Annotated in this window: 13 protein-coding genes and 1 tRNA gene; 3 read left to right on the top strand and 11 right to left on the bottom strand. The window is 61.7% G+C overall.

What is annotated here, in order from left to right; genetic code table 11:
• Nucleotides 1-65 precede the first annotated feature (65 nt).
• Complete coding sequence (suhB, locus tag A4C63_RS02120) at nucleotides 66-884, top strand: inositol-phosphate phosphatase (protein ID WP_003257850.1); 819 nt, start codon at nucleotides 66-68, stop codon at nucleotides 882-884.
• 185 nt (nucleotides 885-1,069) lie between these two features.
• On the opposite strand, the gene A4C63_RS02115 is transcribed toward suhB, so the two are convergent.
• The 6 genes from A4C63_RS02115 to queA form a co-directional block, all read right to left on the bottom strand.
• Complete coding sequence (locus tag A4C63_RS02115) at nucleotides 1,070-1,612, bottom strand: glycine zipper 2TM domain-containing protein (protein WP_013971012.1); 543 nt, start codon at nucleotides 1,610-1,612, stop codon at nucleotides 1,070-1,072.
• A gap of 119 nt (nucleotides 1,613-1,731) precedes the next feature.
• On the bottom strand, nucleotides 1,732-2,640 hold the full coding sequence (gene secF, locus A4C63_RS02110) for a protein translocase subunit SecF (protein WP_013971011.1): 909 nt from the start codon (nucleotides 2,638-2,640) through the stop codon (nucleotides 1,732-1,734).
• Nucleotides 2,641-2,650: 10 nt separating this feature from the next.
• Nucleotides 2,651-4,513, bottom strand: a complete 1,863-nt coding sequence (gene secD / locus A4C63_RS02105; protein ID WP_063911312.1) for a protein translocase subunit SecD — start codon at nucleotides 4,511-4,513, stop codon at nucleotides 2,651-2,653.
• 63 nt (nucleotides 4,514-4,576) lie between these two features.
• The gene (yajC, locus tag A4C63_RS02100) at nucleotides 4,577-4,912 is read right to left on the bottom strand and encodes a preprotein translocase subunit YajC (protein WP_003259111.1); all 336 of its coding nucleotides are present in this window, start codon (nucleotides 4,910-4,912) and stop codon (nucleotides 4,577-4,579) included.
• 42 nt (nucleotides 4,913-4,954) lie between these two features.
• Nucleotides 4,955-6,070 (bottom strand): tRNA guanosine(34) transglycosylase Tgt, encoded by a 1,116-nt coding sequence (gene tgt / locus A4C63_RS02095; RefSeq protein WP_172827479.1) that lies wholly within the window; start codon nucleotides 6,068-6,070, stop codon nucleotides 4,955-4,957.
• Between the two features lie 14 nt (nucleotides 6,071-6,084).
• The gene (gene queA / locus A4C63_RS02090; protein WP_063911310.1) at nucleotides 6,085-7,134 is read right to left on the bottom strand and encodes a tRNA preQ1(34) S-adenosylmethionine ribosyltransferase-isomerase QueA; all 1,050 of its coding nucleotides are present in this window, start codon (nucleotides 7,132-7,134) and stop codon (nucleotides 6,085-6,087) included.
• A gap of 107 nt (nucleotides 7,135-7,241) precedes the next feature.
• On the opposite strand from queA, the gene A4C63_RS02085 reads away from it, so the two are divergent.
• A tRNA-Leu gene (locus A4C63_RS02085) sits at nucleotides 7,242-7,326 on the top strand.
• 484 nt (nucleotides 7,327-7,810) lie between these two features.
• Here the strand turns inward: A4C63_RS02085 and A4C63_RS02080 are convergent.
• Both A4C63_RS02080 and A4C63_RS02075 read right to left on the bottom strand, forming a co-directional pair.
• Entirely contained in the window at nucleotides 7,811-14,836 is a 7,026-nt protein-coding gene (locus A4C63_RS02080; RefSeq protein ID WP_082888233.1) for a VCBS domain-containing protein, read from the bottom strand.
• Nucleotides 14,837-14,925: 89 nt separating this feature from the next.
• On the bottom strand, nucleotides 14,926-15,213 hold the full coding sequence (locus A4C63_RS02075) for a PilZ domain-containing protein (RefSeq protein WP_063911308.1): 288 nt from the start codon (nucleotides 15,211-15,213) through the stop codon (nucleotides 14,926-14,928).
• Nucleotides 15,214-15,416: 203 nt separating this feature from the next.
• Between A4C63_RS02075 and A4C63_RS02070 the strand changes: the two genes are divergently transcribed.
• Nucleotides 15,417-16,082 (top strand): response regulator transcription factor, encoded by a 666-nt coding sequence (locus A4C63_RS02070; RefSeq protein ID WP_063911307.1) that lies wholly within the window; start codon nucleotides 15,417-15,419, stop codon nucleotides 16,080-16,082.
• A gap of 679 nt (nucleotides 16,083-16,761) precedes the next feature.
• Here the strand turns inward: A4C63_RS02070 and A4C63_RS02065 are convergent.
• The 3 genes from A4C63_RS02065 to A4C63_RS02060 form a co-directional block, all read right to left on the bottom strand.
• Nucleotides 16,762-17,184, bottom strand: a complete 423-nt coding sequence (locus tag A4C63_RS02065) for a VOC family protein (RefSeq protein WP_063911306.1) — start codon at nucleotides 17,182-17,184, stop codon at nucleotides 16,762-16,764.
• Between the two features lie 122 nt (nucleotides 17,185-17,306).
• Nucleotides 17,307-17,876 carry a DJ-1/PfpI family protein gene (locus tag A4C63_RS25180; protein ID WP_082888232.1) on the bottom strand — a complete coding sequence of 190 codons (570 nt, stop codon included), beginning with the start codon at nucleotides 17,874-17,876 and terminating at the stop codon, nucleotides 17,307-17,309.
• 46 nt (nucleotides 17,877-17,922) lie between these two features.
• Nucleotides 17,923-18,828, bottom strand: coding sequence for a LysR family transcriptional regulator (locus tag A4C63_RS02060; protein ID WP_063911305.1), 906 nt, complete (start codon nucleotides 18,826-18,828; stop codon nucleotides 17,923-17,925).
• Nucleotides 18,829-18,867: the final 39 nt, after the last annotated feature.

The raw sequence follows: 18,867 nt of genomic DNA, 5'->3' as shown, positions 1-18,867 counted from the left end.
CTGCCGCCAAAGTTTTCTGCTAGAATGATCGGCTTTCTTCTTTAACATCTCCAGGTGACCCGCCCATGCAGCCTATGCTGAATATCGCCCTGCGCGCCGCTCGCAGCGCCAGTGAACTGATTTTCCGCTCCATCGAACGCCTGGATAGCATCAAGGTCGATGAGAAAGAGGCCAAGGACTACGTTTCCGAAGTCGATCGCGCCGCCGAGCAGAGCATCGTCAACGCCCTGCGCAAGGCCTACCCGAACCACTCCATCCAGGGCGAGGAAACCGGCCTGCACGCGGGTAGCGGCGAAGAAGGCAAGGATTACCTGTGGATCATCGACCCGCTGGACGGCACCACCAACTTCCTGCGTGGCATCCCACACTTCGCGGTCAGCATCGCCTGCAAATACCGTGGCCGCCTTGAGCACGCAGTGATCGTCGACCCGGTGCGCCAGGAAGAATTCACCGCCAGCCGTGGCCGTGGCGCCCAGCTCAATGGCCGCCGCCTGCGTGTCAGCTCGCGCACCAGCCTTGAAGGCGCCCTGCTGGGCACCGGCTTCCCGTTCCGCGACAGCCAGATGGCCGACCTGGACAACTACCTGGGCATGTTCCGTGCCCTGACTGGCCAGACCGCCGGCATCCGCCGCGCCGGCTCCGCCAGCCTGGACCTGGCCTACGTGGCTGCTGGCCGTTTCGACGCCTTCTGGGAGTCGGGCCTGTCCGAATGGGACATGGCAGCTGGCGTGCTGCTGATCCAGGAAGCGGGCGGCCTGGTGAGCGACTTCAACGGTGGCCATGACTTCCTCGAGAAGGGCCATATCGTTGCGGGCAACATCAAGTGCTTCAAGGCCGTGCTGACTGCTATCCAGCCGCACCTGCCAGAGAACATGAAGCGCTAAGCGCGGATTGCCGGCACAAAAAAGCACCCCTCGGGGTGCTTTTTTTATGCCTGTGGCTTTGCATTACCTGTGCAGGCCTCTTCGCGGGCTTGCCCGCTCCCACAGAGATGGCACCAGCCTCGAGAGCAGCGCTATACCTGTGGGAGCGGGCAAGCCCGCGAAGAGGCCAGTTCAGGCAACATCAATCACTGGCCAGCTTCACTGAGGATCAGCTTGCCATTCTTGTCCAGCGGAATGGTCGACCCGGGCTCGTGGTCCATCTTCACCTGCCCTACCTTGTCACCAATGGTGTACTTCACGTTGTAGCCCACCACCTTCTCACTGATGTCGTTGACCGTGTTGCAGCGGGTTTGCGTGGTGGTGTAGGTGTCACGCTCCTGCATGCCTTCCTGCACCTTGTTACCGGCATAACCACCACCGACCGCACCGGCCACGGTGGCGATCTTCTTACCGCTACCACCACCGATCTGGTTACCCAGCAGGCCACCGGCAATGGCGCCCACCACGGTACCGGCGATCTGGTGCTGGTCCTTGACCGGTGCCTGACGCGTCACGGCGACGTCCTTGCAGACCTCACGGGGGGTTTTCACCTGTTGTTTGATCGGTTGCACGTCGGTGACCTGCGCATACTCAGGCCCCTTGTTGACCAAGCTGTAGGTCGCGACAGCACCTCCGGCAGTCACACCGACAGCACCCAGTACCGCACCCACAAGCATTGATTTGTTCACATGAACCTCCTGATCATAACCCGCGGGTCCAACCCGCCTTCTCCCAGCCTTGGAGTAAAAAAAAAGGCGCGAGTTCAACACTCGCGCCTTTTTGGCCGCCAAACGGCGTGGAACACGCCTTACGGGCGGTCGTCCACACCGTCGGTCTTGGCCGGCGGGATCAGGTCTTCACTGCTCAGGTTCAGCCAGATCAGTACCACGTTGGCGATATAGATCGACGAATAGGTACCGGCCATGACGCCGATGAACAGAGCCAGCGAGAAGCCGAACAGGTTGTCGCCACCGAAGAACAGCAGCGCGGCAATGGCCAGCAAGGTCGAAACCGAGGTGGCGATGGTCCGCAGCAGGGTCTGGGTGGTGGAAACGTTGATGTTCTCGATCAGCGAGGCCTTGCGCATGACGCGGAAGTTCTCGCGCACCCGGTCGAACACGACGATGGTGTCGTTCAGCGAGTAGCCGATGATCGCCAGCACCGCCGCCAGCACTGTCAGATCGAAGGTGATCTGGAAGAACGACAGGATACCCAGGGTCACCACCACGTCGTGGATCAGCGAGACGATCGCGCCCACCGCGAACTTCCACTGGAAGCGGAAGGCCAGGTAGATGAGGATGCCGCCCAGGGCCAGGAGCATGCCCATGCCACCCTGGTCGCGCAGCTCTTCACCCACCTGCGGGCCAACGAACTCGACACGCTTGACCTTGGCCGGGTTGTCGCCGCCGGCCTTCTGCAGAGCTTCAGCCACCTTGTTGCCCAGCTGCGGGTCATCGCCCGGCATGCGCACCAGCAGGTCGGTGGTGGCGCCGAAGCTCTGCACCACGGCCTCGTGGAAGCCGGAGTTGACCAGCTCGGCACGCACCGCCTTGAGGTCGGCCGGGCGCTCGTAGGTCAGCTCGATCAGCGTACCGCCGGTGAAGTCCAGCCCGAAGTTCAGGCCCTTCTGCCACCAGCTGAACAGCGCCAGCACGGTGAGGAGCACGGTAACGGCGAACGCAACATTGCGCACGCCCATGAAGTTGATGGTTTTCATCGCAGCTCCCTCAAACCCACAGCTTCTTGATGTCACGCCCGCCGCAGGTCAGGTTGACCATTGCACGGGTCACCATGACGGCGGTGAACATCGAGGTGAAAATCCCGAGGGACATGGTGACCGCAAAGCCCTTGACCGGGCCGGTACCCATGGCGAACAGGATGCCGCCGACCAGCAGGCTGGTCAGGTTGGCGTCGATGATCGCGGTGTAGGCGCGGTTGAAGCCTTCATGAATGGCGCGTTGCACCGACATGCCGGCGTTCAGCTCTTCGCGGATACGCGAGAAGATCAGCACGTTGGCGTCCACCGCCATACCCATGGTCAACACGATACCGGCAATACCCGGCAGGGTCAGGGTGGCGCCCAGCAGCGACATCAGCGCCAGCAGCAGGACCATGTTGCCCGCCAGGGCGATGGTGGCGATCACACCGAAGGCACGGTAGATGGCGATGATGAACAGCGAGACGAACAGCATGCCCCACAGCGACGCATCGATACCCTTGGTGATGTTGTCGGCACCCAGGCTTGGGCCGATGGTGCGTTCTTCAGCGAAGTACATCGGCGCGGCCAGGCCACCGGCACGCAGCAGCAGGGCCAGTTCGGACGATTCGCCCTGGCCGTTCAGGCCGGTGATGCGGAACTGGCTGCCCAGCGGCGACTGGATGGTCGCCAGGCTGATGATCTTCTTCTCTTCCTGGAAGCTCTGCACGGCAACGTCCTTCTCGACGCCGTCGACGGTCTGCTTGACGTAGCGGGTGACCGGCTTCTGCTCGATGAAGATCACCGCCATGCTGCGGCCGACGTTGCTGCGGGTAGCACGGGTCATCAGCTCGCCACCGTGGCCATCCAGGCGGATGTTCACCTGCGGGCGACCTTGCTCGTCGAAGCTGGCCTGGGCGTCGGTCACCTGGTCACCGGTGATGATCAGGCCGCGCTCGACCGCGGCGGAACGGCCACCTTCACGGAACTCGAACACTTCGGTAGTGGCCTTGGACGCACCCGGCTCGGCACCGAAGCGGAACTCCAGGTTGGCGGTTTTACCCAGGATGCGCTTGGCTTCGGCAGTGTCTTGCACGCCTGGCAGCTCGACCACGATGCGGTTGGCGCCCTGGCGCTGTACCAGCGGCTCGGCCACGCCCAGTTCGTTGACCCGGTTGCGGACGGTGGTGAGGTTCTGCTTGATCGAGTATTCGCGGATCTCGGCGACTTTCGCCTGGGTCAGCGCCAGACGCAGCACCGCAAGCTCGTTGCGCTCGGTGGTGGTCAGGTCGAAGTCATTGAAATTCTTGCGGATCAGGGCACGTGCCTGTTCGCGGGTGGCATCGTCAGCGAAGCCCAGCATGATGCCGCCATCCTGCTGAGGCAGGCTGCGGTAGCGGATGCGCTCTTTGCGCAGCAAGGTCTTGACCTCGCCTTCGTAGACTTTCATGCGGGCGCTCATGGCCTTGTCCATGTCCACTTCCAGCAGGAAGTGCACACCACCGGACAGGTCCAGGCCCAGCTTCATCGGGCTTGCGCCCAGGTTGCGCAGCCATTGCGGGGTAGTCTGGGCCAGGTTCAGGGCCACGACGTAATCATCGCCCAGTGCCTTGCGCACGACATCCTTGGCTGGCAGCTGGTCTTCCTGACTGGTCAGGCGGATCAGCCCGCTGCCCTTCTCACCCAGGCTCGCGCCCTTGACGGCGATCTTGGCATCGACCAGCGCCTTGCTGACGCGGTCGAGGTCGGCCTGGCTCACCTGCAGCGCCGAGCTGGCACCACTGATCTGTACCGCCGGATCATCCGGGTAGAGGTTGGGAGCGGAATAAATGAAACCGACCACCAGTACCAGCACGATCAGTGCATATTTCCACAGAGGGTATTTGTTCAGCATCACGCCGCCCGTTCAAGACGCGGGGCGCGTTGCGCGCCCCGACTGGAAAGAAAAACCGGTAACTCAGATAGCCTTGAGCGTACCTTTTGGCAGGGTGGCCGCGATGGCACCCTTCTGGAACTTCAGCTCGACGTTGTCGGAAACTTCCAGGACCACGAAATCATCGGAAACCTTGACGATCTTGCCGGCGATGCCGCCGTTGGTGACAACTTCGTCACCCTTCTGCAAGTTGCTCAGCAGGTTCTTCTGCTCTTTTGCACGCTTGGCCTGCGGGCGCCAGATCATCAGGTAGAAGATGACCAGGAAACCGACCAGGAAAATCCACTCGAAGCCGGTACCGGCTGGGCCGGCGGCAGGTGCTGCAGCGTCCGCGTATGCGGCGGGGATCAAGAAGCTCATTGGGCACTCCTAATGTAATTTTCTAATAATGGATGCAGACAGTCAGTCCAAAGGCGGTACGGGAAGCCCGCGCTTGGCGTAGAAGGCGTCGACAAAGGCGGCCAATTTACCTTGTTGAATAGCCTCGCGTAAACCGGCCATCAAGCGCTGGTAATGGCGCAAGTTGTGGATGGTATTCAGCATGCTGCTCAGCATTTCGCCGCACTTGTCCAGGTGATGCAAATAGGCGCGCGAGAAGTTGGTGCAGGTGTAGCAGTCACAGGTCGGATCCAGCGGCGATTCATCGTGGCGATGGAACGCGTTGCGGATCTTGATCACCCCTGTATCGACGAACAGATGACCGTTGCGCGCGTTACGCGTCGGCATCACGCAGTCGAACATGTCGACGCCGCGGCGCACACCCTCAACGAGATCTTCCGGTTTGCCTACCCCCATAAGGTAACGAGGTTTGTCAGCAGGCATCTGGCCCGGCAGGTAATCCAGCACCTTGATCATTTCGTGCTTGGGCTCGCCCACCGACAGGCCGCCGATGGCCAGGCCGTCGAAGCCGATGTTTTCCAGGCCTTCCAGCGAGCGCATGCGCAGGTCCTGGTACATGCCACCCTGGACGATACCGAACAGCGCCGCGGTGTTGTCGGCGTGAGCGTTCTTCGAGCGCTGGGCCCAGCGCAGCGACAGCTCCATGGAGGCGCGCGCCACATCGTGCTCGGCCGGGTACGGGGTGCACTCGTCGAAGATCATCACCACGTCCGAGCCCAGGTCACGCTGCACCTGCATCGACTCTTCCGGGCCCATGAACACCTTGGCGCCATCGACCGGCGAGGCGAAGGTCACGCCCTCCTCCTTGATCTTGCGCATGGCGCCCAGGCTGAACACCTGGAAGCCACCGGAGTCGGTGAGGATCGGGCCTTTCCACTGCATGAAGTCGTGCAGGCCGTTGTGCTTCTTGATCACCTCGGTACCCGGGCGCAGCCACAGGTGGAAGGTGTTGCCGAGGATCATCTCGGCGCCGATGGCCTCGATGTCGCGCGGCAGCATGCCCTTGACCGTGCCATAGGTGCCCACCGGCATGAACGCCGGGGTTTCCACGGTGCCCCGTGGGAAGGTGATGCGGCCACGACGGGCCTTGCCGTCGGTGGCCAGCAGTTCGAAGGACATTCGACAGGTGCGACTCATGCTTGATCCTCGGGCCCGCGTGGCGCCGGATTGCGGGTGATGAACATGGCATCACCGTAACTGAAGAAGCGGTACCCCTGCTCGACCGCCGCCGCGTAGGCGGCCATGGTCTCGGGGTAGCCGGCGAAGGCCGAGACCAGCATCAGCAGCGTGGACTCCGGCAGGTGGAAATTGGTGACCAGCGCGTCGACCACATGGAACGGCCGGCCCGGGTAGATGAAGATGTCGGTGTCGCCGCTGAAGGCCTTGAGCACGCCGTCGCGCGCCGCGCTCTCCAGTGAACGCACGCTGGTGGTGCCGACCGCGATCACCCGGCCGCCACGGGCACGGCAGGCCTCGATGGCATCGACCACATCCTGGCCCACTTCGAGCCACTCTTTATGCATGTGGTGGTCTTCGATCCTGTCGACCCGCACCGGCTGGAAGGTGCCCGCGCCCACGTGCAAGGTGACGAACGCCCGCTCGACGCCCTTGGCGGCGATCTTTTCCAGCAGCGCCTCGTCGAAGTGCAGGCCTGCAGTGGGCGCGGCGACCGCACCGGCACGTTCGGCGTACACGGTCTGGTAGCGCTCACGGTCGGCGCCTTCGTCCGGGCGGTCGATGTAGGGCGGCAGCGGCATATGGCCGACGCGGTCGAGCAATGGCAGCACCTCTTCGGTGAAGCGCAACTCGAACAGCGTGTCATGGCGCGCGACCATTTCGGCCTCGCCGCCGCCATCGATGAGGATCACCGCGCCTTCCTTCGGCGCCTTGCTGGCACGGACATGCGCCAGCACCCGGTGGCTGTCGAGCACGCGCTCGACCAGCACTTCCAGCTTGCCGCCGGAAGCTTTCTGGCCGAACAGGCGCGCCGGGATCACCCGGGTGTTGTTGAACACCATCAGGTCGCCCGGGCGCAGGTACTCGAGCAGGTCGGGGAATTGCCGGTGCGCCAGCGCGCCGGTTGGCCCATCGAGCACCAGCAGACGGCTGCCATGGCGCTCGGCCAACGGGTGGCGGGCGATCAGGGAATCAGGGAGTTCGAAGGAAAAATCGGCGACGCGCATGATAATGTTCGGTTCGGCAGGGCCGGGAAGTTTAGCCCAATGTGTGAAAATTGACCATGAAAGCCGATTGACCGACCAGCGGTGGCTCTCTATACTGCCCGCCACATGCCCTGATGGCGGAATTGGTAGACGCGGCGGATTCAAAATCCGTTTTCGAAAGGAGTGGGAGTTCGAGTCTCCCTCGGGGCACCAAGATCCGGAAAAAACCGACCTTATGGTCGGTTTTTTTTTGCCTGCGATTAGGCGCGCCGACGCGATCTCTGTGGGAAATCGCCCAGCCCTTTGAGCCGCGCTGTCGTACAGGGAGCAATGTTCGAGAGCGTGTCACCTTCCCTTGTGGGAGCGGGCGTGTCGAGGCGTCGAACCGCCGCGAAGCAGACGACGCGGTGTATGGCACCGGCTCCACCGGTGTTCTCGGCGGTTCGACGCCTCGACATGCCCGCTCCCACAGTGTCCCTGCTAATTCAATCAGTTATGTGCAGTTCCATGAGAGTCCGCCCGGCGCCGCGCTGACGCTCAGCGCTCAGGCGTTCTTCATGCCGAGCTCTTCAGCAAACCGAAGCAGGTACCCGACCGGCTCCTGCACCAGGAAATTTACCGCCAACAGAGCCCATCGCGAATGTGTTCGCGATGGGCTCTGCAACCGCGCAGCAACGCGCGGCCAGCAGCAAAAGCATCATGTCGCCAGGATAAAGTCCGTCTGATCGATACCTGCACTGTCAACACCGACAAGGCGAATCGTGTCCACTCCAATCCCGATCACTGTGTCCGCTCCGTCAGCCGCAATGCTCACATTGGCAGCGAACGTCTCGCTGCTGATCCCCAGCCCCGCGATATTGAGCAAGTCCTGCCCTCCGGCCGGATTGATATCGAAGCCCTGGATCGAGTCGTTGCCGAAGTCTGCCGCAGCAAACGCGAAGGTATCGTTACCAAGGCCGCCGATGAGCATGTCGTTGCCCAGCCCACCGACGAACAGATCGTCACCCGCACCGCCAACCAGAGTGTCGTTGGCCAAGCCACCCAACATCGTGTGATTTGCCGCCGCAGCATCGTAGGCCAGCTCACTGCCGCTGCCCTCGGCGTTCGCCTGCAAACCCGCCGCCGCGTATTGGCCATTCATCGCGACCTGCGTCAAATGAGCACCGTCGCTCAGGGTCAGCATGCCGCCGGTGCCAGTGTCATTCGCCGCATAGGTGATCTGCGTATTGGCGCCGAACGCAACATCGCCGAAGTCCAGCTTGTCACCCGCGGCAAAACCGCTGACGCTGCCGCTGAACGCCGTCGACTTCTCAAGCTTGAGCGTGCCGGCCGCGCCGCTGTCGAATGTCACATGCTGATCGGAGGCAGCACCGAACTCGAGGATCGCCGAACCGCTGATCGTCGCCCTTCCCGCGCCACTGGCATCGGCGTGGACAGTGATGTTGCCATCGTTCGCCCACAGGCTGCCGCTGTTGACAAGCGCACTTTCAATCACCAATCCGCCGCTGCCGTTGGCTTGCAGCACACCGGTGTTGATGACGGCGCTACTACCGGTATCGATCACCAGCGCATTGACGCCGCTGGCCAGGATCTGGCTCGAATTGACCAGCATCATCTGCCCCGCGCCCAATTGGCCGGCACCCGAGATGGTGTTGTCGGCATTGGTGAGCACCGTGTCCGCGCTGCCACCAAAGATCATGTTCTGCGCGCTGTCGGACAGCACCACTTTGCCGCCACCGCTCAACGTCGCGCCACGGAACAGAATCTCGAGATCGGTCCCGCTGCCGGTGGAGCCGAGCGCTATGGTGCCGCTGTTGTCGATGCGGCCACCGAACGGCATGATCGCGCCGTCGGCAATGGTGATGGTGCCCGTATTGGTTGTGACCGGGTCCACATCGAACATTAAGTTGGCCGCGTTCAACGCCGCCGCATCCACGCCGTTGACCGTAATCGTCTGGTGATCGCTGATGCCGAGCACGGCATTGCCGCTCGCGTCGTTGGCGATAGTCACATCCGCAAAATCGTTGACGCCTGTGAAGCCGATCAAATCGATCTTGTCCGCCGCCGCGTCGAAACTGTAAATGACGTTGTCGCCGATCGGCTGGGCAAACACGAAGGTGTCGGCACCGGACGAGCCGGTCAGGTTGTCGTCGGCGGACAAGGCGAAGATCGGGGCGCCTGGGGCATAGATTTCGACGTTGTTGAACACATAGGCGCTGGCGCTGCTGCCGTCGCTGTTGTTCCAGTACATGTTGACATCGAGCACCAACGCACCGGCGAATTCGCTTGGAGTTGTCACAGTCAATGCGCCGGGATCGCTGGTCTGCACGGTCCAGGTGCCATCGCCATTGTCGGTTCCTGCATTGAATACCCACCCCGAAGGAGCACCGCTGATGGTCACCGTCACGGGGCCGCTGATATCGCCCCGTGGAACGTTGAGGGCCAGATTGATGGGTTCGCCGGCAACGCCTGCCGGAAGGTTTGCACTGCTCCCGGCCGCACCAGGATTACCCGCCAGATCGGTGTAGCTGTTCGCGGCAACGTCGACTTTTATGCTACCGCCCAGCGTTCTGGTCAGCGTTGCCGTGTAGGTATCGCCGTCAACCTTGGTAAAGTTACTGAAGGTGCCGCGTGGCGTTCCGCTCGTTGTCGTCATCGCTACATCAGACAGGCTGAAACCGCTCACCGTCTCACTAAACTGGAATGTGACCGTCGACGTTGCCCCCACCGAATTGCCCAACGCAGTCCCTGTCACTATCACCGTTGGCGCCACGGTATCAACGGGCGTCTCAACGACGTTCTGCACGTTCACCGTAATCGACTGCGTGTCGATTCCGCCATTGCCGTCTGACACCTGAACGTCCACAACGTAGGCGTTGTCGCCGTCGGTGCCACCGACATCCTGGGGATTCTCGTAATCGGGTGCCGAGTTGAACGTCAGCACCCCGCTCGAACTGATCGAGAACTTGCTGAAGTCCGTCCCGGCCGTGTTCAGCAGCGAGTAGCTCAGCGTCTGCGCCGGCAGATCGGCATCGGTCGCCACCACCGTGGTAACCGCGGTGGTGTTCTCCGCCACATTGACCGAAGCCGTCGCACCACCGCCGTTGGAGGTGATCACCGGGGAGTTGTCGTTGACGCCCGTCACTGTTACCGCGATTGCCTGGTCGTCAAACAGCGTGCCGTCCGACGCCCGTACAATCAGGTCATAAACGTTGTTCGTTCCCGAATCAGTCGGTGCTTCAAAGTTGGGTGCAGAAACAAAGCTCAGCACGCCTGTGCCCGAAACGATCGAGAACTTCGCAGCATCCGCTCCGCCGACGATGCTGTAGCTCAGCGTTTGTGCCGGAAGATCAATATCGGTCGCCGCCACTGTCGAGACCGCCGTGGTGTTCTCCACCACATTGATCGAAGCCGTCGCACCGCCACCGTTGGAAGTGATCGTCGGTGCGTCGTTGCTGCCGGTGACGGTGATGGTCACCAGTTGGGTATCGACGCCGCCCAGGCCGTCGCTGACCTGGACGCTGAACACTTCGTTGTGACTCTCGCCGGCCTTCAGCGATTGCACGGCACTGGCAACGCCATCGCTGCCGTTGGCCAGGGTGTAGGTCCACTGGCCGCTGGTGTCCACGGCGATCGAACCGTAGGTGCCCGTTGGCGAGCCATTGATGCTCCAGGTCGCCGTAGCATCGTGATCGATGTCGGTCGAGCTGAACTGGCCGCTGACGCTGAGGGTGGTGTCCTCCTTCACAGTGCCAACATCGTTGCCGGTGGCAAAGCTGAGCACCGGTGCGTCGTTGCTGCCGGTGACGGTGATGGTCACCAACTGGGTGTCGACGCCACCGAGGCTGTCGCTGACCTGCACCGTAAACACCTCATTGTGACTCTCGCCGGCCTTCAGCGATTGCACGGCACTGGCAACGCCGTCGCTGCCGTTGGCCAGGGTGTAAGTCCACTGGCCGCTGGTGTCGACGGCGATCGAGCCGTAGATGCCGGTATTTGCCCCGGCAATGCTCCAGGTCGCGGTGGCATCGTGATCGATGTCGGTCGAGCCGAACTGGCCGCTGACACTAAGCGCGGTGTCTTCCTGCACGGCACCGGCATCGTTGCCGGTGGCGAAGCTGAGCACCGGTGCGTCGTTGCTGCCGGTAACGGTGATCGTCACCAGTTGGCTGTCGACACCGCCCAGGCCGTCGCTGACCTGGACGCTGAACACCTCGTTGTGACTCTCGCCGGCCTTCAGCGATTGCACGGCACTGGCAACGCCGTCGCTGCCGTTGGCCAGGGTGTAGGTCCATTGGCCGCTGGTGTTCACGGCGATCGAACCGTAGGTGCCCGTTGGCGAGCCATTGATGCTCCAGGTCGCCGTAGCATCGTGATCGATGTCGGTCGAGCTGAACTGGCCGCTGACGCTGAGGGTGGTGTCCTCCTGCACGGCGCCGGCATCGTTGCCGGTGGCGAAGCTGAGCACGGGCGCGTCGTTGCTGCCGGTGACGGTGACGGTCACCAGTTGGCTGTCGACGCCACCGAGGCCGTCGCTGACCTGCACCGTAAACACCTCGTTGTGACTCTCGCCGGCCTTCAGCGATTGCACGGCACTGGCAACGCCATCGCTGCCGTTGGCCAGGGTGTAAGTCCATTGGCCGCTGGTGTCGACGGCGATCGAGCCGTAGATGCCCGTGCTCGTACCGGCAATGCTCCAGGTCGCGATGGCATCGTGATCGATGTCGGTCGAGCCGAACTGGCCGCTGACACTAAGCGCGGTGTCTTCCTGCACGGCGCCGGCATCGTTGCCGGTGGCGAAGCTGAGCACGGGCGCGTCGTTGCTGCCGGTGACGGTGACGGTCACCAGTTGGCTGTCGACGCCACCGAGGCCGTCGCTGACCTGCACCGTAAACACCTCGTTGTGACTCTCGCCGGCCTTCAGCGACTGCACCGCACTGGCAACGCCATCGCTGCCGTTGGCCAGCGTGTAGGTCCACTGGCCGCTGGTGTCGACGGCGATTGAGCCGTAGGTGCCGGTATTTGACCCGGCAATGCTCCAGGTCGCGGTGGCATCGTGATCGATGTCGGTCGAGCCGAACTGGCCGCTGACGCTAAGCGCGGTGTCCTCCTGCACGGCACCGGCATCGTTGCCGGTGGCGAAGCTGAGCACCGGCGCGTCGTTGCTGCCGGTGACGGTGATGGTCACCAGCTGGGTATCGACGCCACCGAGGCCGTCGCTAACCTGCACGCTGAACACCTCATCGTGACTCTCGCCGGCCTTCAGCGACTGCACCGCACTGGCAACGCCGTCGCTGCCGTTGGCCAGCGTGTAGGTCCACTGGCCGCTGGTGTCCACGGCGATCGAGCCGTAAGCGCCCGTTGGCGAGCCATTGATGCACCAGGTCGCCGTAGCATCGTGATCGATGTCGGTCGAGCTGAACTGGCCGCTGACGCTAAGCGCGGTGTCCTCCTGCACGGCACCGGCATCGTTGCCGGTGGCGAAGCTGAGCACCGGCGCGTCGTTGCTGCCGGTGACGGTGACGGTCACCAGTTGGCTGTCGACGCCACCGAGGCCGTCGCTGACCTGGACGCTGAACACCTCGTTGTGACTCTCGCCGGCCTTCAGCGATTGCACGGCACTGGCAACGCCGTCGCTGCCGTTGGCCAGCGTGTAGGTCCACTGGCCGCTGGTGTCGACGGCGATTGAGCCGTAGGTGCCGGTATTCGTACCGGCAATGCTCCAGGTCGCGGTGGCATCGTGATCGATGTCGGTCGAGCCGAACTGGCCGCTGACGCTGAGCGCGGTGTCTTCCTGCACGGCGCCAGCATCATTGCCGATGGCGAAGCTGAGCACCGGTGCGTCGTTGCTGCCGGTGACGGTGACGGTCACCAGTTGGGTGTCGACGCCACCGAGGCCGTCGCTGACCTGCACCGTGAACACTTCGTTGTGACTCTCGCCGGCCTTCAGCGACTGCACCGCACTGGCGACCCCATCGCTGCCGTTGGCCAGGGTGTAGGTCCATTGGCCGCTGGTGTCCACGGCGATCGAGCCGTAAGCGCCCGTTGGCGAGCCATTGATGCTCCAGGTCGCCGTGGCATCGTGATCGATGTCGGTCGAGCTGAACTGGCCGCTGACGCTAAGCGCGGTGTCTTCCTGCACGGCGCCGGCATCGTTGCCGGTGGCGAAACTGAGCACCGGCGCGTCGTTGCTGCCGGTGACGGTGACGGTCACCAGCTGGCTGTCGACGCCACCGAGGCCGTCGCGGACCTGCACCGTGAACACCTCGTTATGACTCTCGCCGGCCTTCAGCGATTGCACGGCACTGGCGACGCCATCGCTGCCGTTGGCCAGGGTGTAGGTCCATTGGCCACTGTTGTTCACGGCGATCGAACCGTAGGTGCCGGTATTTGACCCGGCAATGCTCCAGGTCGCCGTGGCATCGTGATCGATGTCGGTCGAGCCGAACTGGCCGCTGACGCTGAGCGCGGTGTCTTCCTGCACGGCGCCAGCATCATTGCCGGTGGCGAAGCTGAGCACCGGTGCATCGTTGCTGCCGGCGACGGTGATCGTCACGGACTTGGTCACTGTCGCCCCGAAATCGTCAGTCAGCGTCACCGTGAACACTTCGGTCTTGGTCTGGCCCTCTGCCAGGTACTGCGCCGCACTGTTGTTCAGCGTATAGGTCCAGCCCACGGTGCCCGCCGCGTCGCCGGTGCTCTCGTCGCTGACATTGGCCACCAGCGTACCCAGCGCACCGGATGGCGCGCTCACGCTGGTCACATGGGCGTCATCGGCCAGGTCCACATCGCCGAAGGCGAAACTGCCGCTGGCCACCGTGGTGCCGTCTTCGGTCACCGCACCGTTTTCGATTTCCGCCGCCGACACCGTTGGCCCGTCATTGGTGCCGGTGATAGTGATAGTCACATTCTGCGTTACCGACGAACCATGACCATCACTGATAGTGACCAGGTAGGTTTCGGTGACTGTCTGTCCCTGGGCCAGGTACTGCGCCGCCGCATTGCTCAGGTTGTAAGTCCATTGCACTGATCCGTTGGCCGCATTCGCGGCTTCGCTTACCGGCGAGAGTACGAACGTACCAAGATGAGTAGTGTTGCCCTGCGCCGCCGCGAAAGTCGCCAAGTGCGTGTCACTCAGGTCGACGTCGTTAAAGACAATCGTGCCGCTGGTCGTCAGCGAGTCGGTCGTGTTCGCAGTGATATCGGCGTCTTCGGTCACTGTGCCGGCCTGCGCGCCAAGGCTGATTGTCACACCATCATTCACACCCGAAAACTGCACTGTCGCGGTGGCCCAACTGAGCGTTCCATTGCCGAGACGTATCGCATAGGTAAAGCTGTCCGTCAGCAACTCGCCAGTAGCAAGTGCCTGGAGTTGTGCCTTGAAAGCAGAGGTGAAGGTAGCGGCGTCGTAGCCGACCTTACCGTCCGAGGTGATCCAGATCTTTGCACCATTCAAACTGGTGTCAGAACTCGTCGCCTCAGCCCTCGCCGAATCCTGGTTCAGGAGATCGGCCGGAGCATAAGTCTTGGTGGTAGTAGAAAGACTGTCCGCGTTGTCGATCGACCAGAGTGTCTTCGCGTTACCGCCGAGGTCATTGGACATGACGTCCCAATACATGATCCCCAGCAGATTTTCAGTGGTTATGAAGACGTCGTCCTTCGCCTGCGGCGTGTTGGAAAACGACGTAACGGTCCCGCCACTGGTAGTTGTAGTGCTAGCCATGTCTTTCTCCCTAGAGTGTCACCCTGAGTGAAAAACCGCTGTGGGCCGCTATCAGCCACAAGCCGATTCTTCCTCCAACCACGAACACATCAATCCATCGGTACCAGCCGGCTGGCCAGCAACTTCACGCCCACCCCAGTCCTGCCGCCCTGCGGTTCAATGCGCACGATTTGTCCTTGCGCCTTGAACTTCATGGGGCCGCCGGGAGTGTCGAGTTCGATCTCAAAGTCAATCACGCTACCCACCTGCTGCTCGTAATCGGTTTCGAAATACAAACCGGAGGCGCTGATGTCACGGGTGACACCGCTACCCCCGCCGATTAGTTGCAGCGACAGGGTGACTTGTTCACGGGGCTCAATTCGGTATGTGTCTTTCATGACGGCAGTCTAAGAACGACTGCTGTTTTCTACATGAGCGCGCTATCCCTTTTTTCCAGGAGTCAATCCGCTGTAAAACCGTGCTTTCATAGGACAAATGTCATGGGAGGGGTTGCCTGATGCGTTATGGAAAAAGGCGACAGCCAGCAACGATTGCTATCATGATCAGCTAACACAACCCGCTTAAAGAGGCAGCGAGCCGCATGCCAATTCAAGTCCTGTTGGTCGCTCTACCGCTCGTGGCCTGGGGCCTTGAGCGTCTGGTCGAAAGCGCTCAACCGAGGTTGGCGCTGGCGGGTTCGACAGCGTCGGTGGCGCAATACCTGCTTTCGCTGCACCAATACGCAGCGGATGTGGTGGTATTGGACCTGGACAGCGAGGACGGTATCGAGTCGCTGGCCGACCTGCACAGCCGGACCAAAGCCAGGATTCTGGTAGTGACAGGGTCGAGTGACTCGGCACTGCATGACAGTGCGGTGCTGGCGGGCGCACGTGGCGTGGTGGATAAGCGGGAATCGGCATCGGCCTCAATATTGCTCAAAGCCATAGAAAAAGTGCATGAAGGCGAACTGTGGATTGACCGCAATGCGACCAGCCGTATCTTCCTTGAACTGGCGCGCAAGAAAACCGAGCGCGATTTTGATCCGGAGCAACACAAAATCGCCAAGCTGACGCGCCGCGAACAGCAAACCATTGCATCGTTGGCCAGAGACCCCTCTGCCCCTGGCAAGTTGGTGGCCGAGAAGCTGCACATCAGCGAGCACACGCTGCGCAACCATTTGACATCGATTTACAGCAAGCTGGGCCTGACGAACCGCGTGGATCTCTACGCCTACGCACACAAGCATGGGCTTTCCACAGGCGACTGAGAGCTGCGGCAACACGCCAGATCTACGCCATCCATCTCCCGCACAGGACCACGCAGGGATGCACTGCTTCCGTCCCATCGGCGGGGAACGGACTCTCACAACGGTTTATTGCAAACCATGCACCGGGAATCGGATGACGAGCGATAGGCACGACATGTCAATTGGAAGTTGGCTGTATTTTGGCAGGCAGCAATCGGCCAGTGAGAGACAGTTAGATACGCCGGGTAAATCAAGGACGACTCAGCCAAGTATAAATTCATGTACACAAAAAAATGTACATCCAATTTAATCTATACTAATCAAGTAATTAATGTTTTTTTCGAGTCCTCATCGGGGCACCAAGATCCGGAAAAAACCGACCTTATGGTCGGTTTTTTTTGCCTGCGATTAGGCGCGCCGACGCGATCTCTGTGGGAAATCGCCCAGTCCTTTGAGCCGCGCTGTCGCACAGGGAACAATGTTCGAGAGCGTGTCACCTTCCCTTGTGGGAGCGGGCATGTCGAGGCGTCGAACCGCCGCGAAGCAGACGACGCGGTGTATGGCACCGGCTTCGCCGGTGTTCGCGGCGGTTCGACGCCTCGACATGCCCGCTCCCACAGTGTCCCTGCTAATTCAATCAGTTATGTGCAGCTCCATGAGAGTCCGCCCGCCGCCCCGGCGCCGCGCTGCCGCTCAGCGCTCAGGCGTTCTTCAAGCCAAGATCTTCAGCAAACCGAAGCAGGTACCCGTCCGGGTCCTGCACCAGGAAATTGCGCTGCCCCACCAGCATGTCCCCTTTGCGGTACCAGCGCTCTTCAATCGGGTTTCTGAGGGCATGGCCCGAATCCTCCAGCGCCGCCACCATTGCGCTTGCGTCAGCGCATTCGATCGACAGGTTGATCCCCCGACCATAGGGCGCCTCCAACGGGCCAACCCGCCAGGGTGACTCACTCTGCCAGTCCTGCTCCAGCATCAGCTGGCTGCCACCGAAAGACAGAAAGGCGAAATGCTCTTCTGGCCGCTCGTACTCAACCTTGAAGCCAAGTACGCCGCAGTAAAATGCCAGGCTGCGAGACAGATCGGAAACGATCAGCTCGGGCACCAATGGGTTCAGCTTCAACAAGGCTCTGATTCCTTTCAACTCGGACACTGATGTGCTTTCTGGATACAGCTGATCGTGCCCATCCGCTACCTTGCAAGGACTCGAACACATCATCTGCTCGGCTACTTTTCAGGTTAATGCGGTCACCCATGTTCCGCTGCCAACATTGACCTGAACTGAGAAACGATCTCTGCAGGTAACCCGGCACCTTCGAACACTGCACAAGTGAAGCTAACGGGCGCAGGGCCTGGAGCAGTAATGATACGGTCTGCAACCACAGCTACCGGACTGCTTCGATAAAGCGAGCTCCCTTCATAACCTGCGGCATTCCGTTGCAGGAAATCCGCGCTATTCGAAGTATGAGGAACCGTGTCGAGGAGCCCGGCCCTGGCAAGTGCCAGCGTTCCCCCACAGATACCGGCAATTGTCGCCCCACTTGAACGACAGGCATGAAGAAAGTCTCGGATGTCCGGGGCTTCTGCACGCTCCCAGACCATCCCTCCAATGATGACGACAACGTCCGGTTGCCAGTCCAGACATTGCTGCAAACCGCTATCGACAGTTACAGCCAATCCGCCCTGCGAGCAGAACTGCCCCGTAGCAGAGGCGAAAAACCTGACATCGATCCCGTAAAACGGGGACGCAGTTCCAGCAATGAAAGCATATTCCCAGTCCGCAAAACCGGGTGTCAGTATCAAACCCACACGTGCCATCACAATCCTCCATGAATGCCAATAACGTTTCCTGGCTTAGTTGCAATCAGCGCCAACGATCCAGTTGCCCCTGCGCACGGCTGCTGAAAATCGTCAGCAGCTCGCTCAGTGTGTGTGGTGGTGGTTCGGCAGTGCGGGTCACCGCATACAAGGTGATCGGCAATGCCGGGGCCAGCGGACGAATCGCGGTCGCCCCAGGCGCCGCGCCGAGGGCTGTGAAGGGGTCGATGACCGCCAGCCCAGCACCGGATTCGACCATCGCCCTGGCCAGTGAATAGGTCTGTACCGCAATGCTCACCCGTGGCGGCGGCTCCACCGCCTTGAGGTAGCTGTCGAGGCGAACCGACAGCGGGTCGGCGCTGGACAGACCGATCAAGGGCGCACCGGCCAGTGCCGTCAACGGCAGCGGCTTGCCTTCATCTTCCAGCGGCCAATAACCGGCCGGTGCCAATGCCACCAGAACCCCGCTGGCCAGCGCCTGAGCCTTGAGCGCAGGGTGATCTGGCTGTTGCAGGGTCAGGGCGACATCGATCTCCCGCATCAACAGGTTCTGCACCAGTTCGCGACTGTGGGCGCTGGACAGCTCGCAAGCGATGTCCGGATAACGCTGGGTCCACTCATGAATGGCCGGCGGCAGCAGCGACAGGGCCAGTGCCGGGGTCGCACCGACCCGCAGGCTGTGGCCCGGCGCGCGACGCAGGCTTTGCGCCAGGCGTCGCACCCCTTGCAGGCTCTCCGTGACTTTGTCGACCTCACGCTCCAGCTCCAGCGCTTCGGGCGTGGGCTGCAGTTTGCCACGCACCCGCAGGAACAACGGAAAGCCCAGTTGCTGCTCGGCGTGCTGCAGAACCTTGGTCACGGCAGGTTGGGAAACGTGCAGCAACTGTGCGGCACCGCTGACCGAACCGGTCTGGCGGATGGCCTGGAAAATCTCGATATGGCGAAGGCGCATGGCAAGTCCATAACCTTTGTTTATGGCTCAGCGATCTTT

The sequence above is a fragment of the Pseudomonas sp. p21 genome (genome assembly GCF_001642705.1).
Classification (GTDB): Bacteria; Pseudomonadota; Gammaproteobacteria; order Pseudomonadales; family Pseudomonadaceae; genus Aquipseudomonas.
This window is presented reverse-complemented; position numbering and strand designations above follow the sequence as displayed.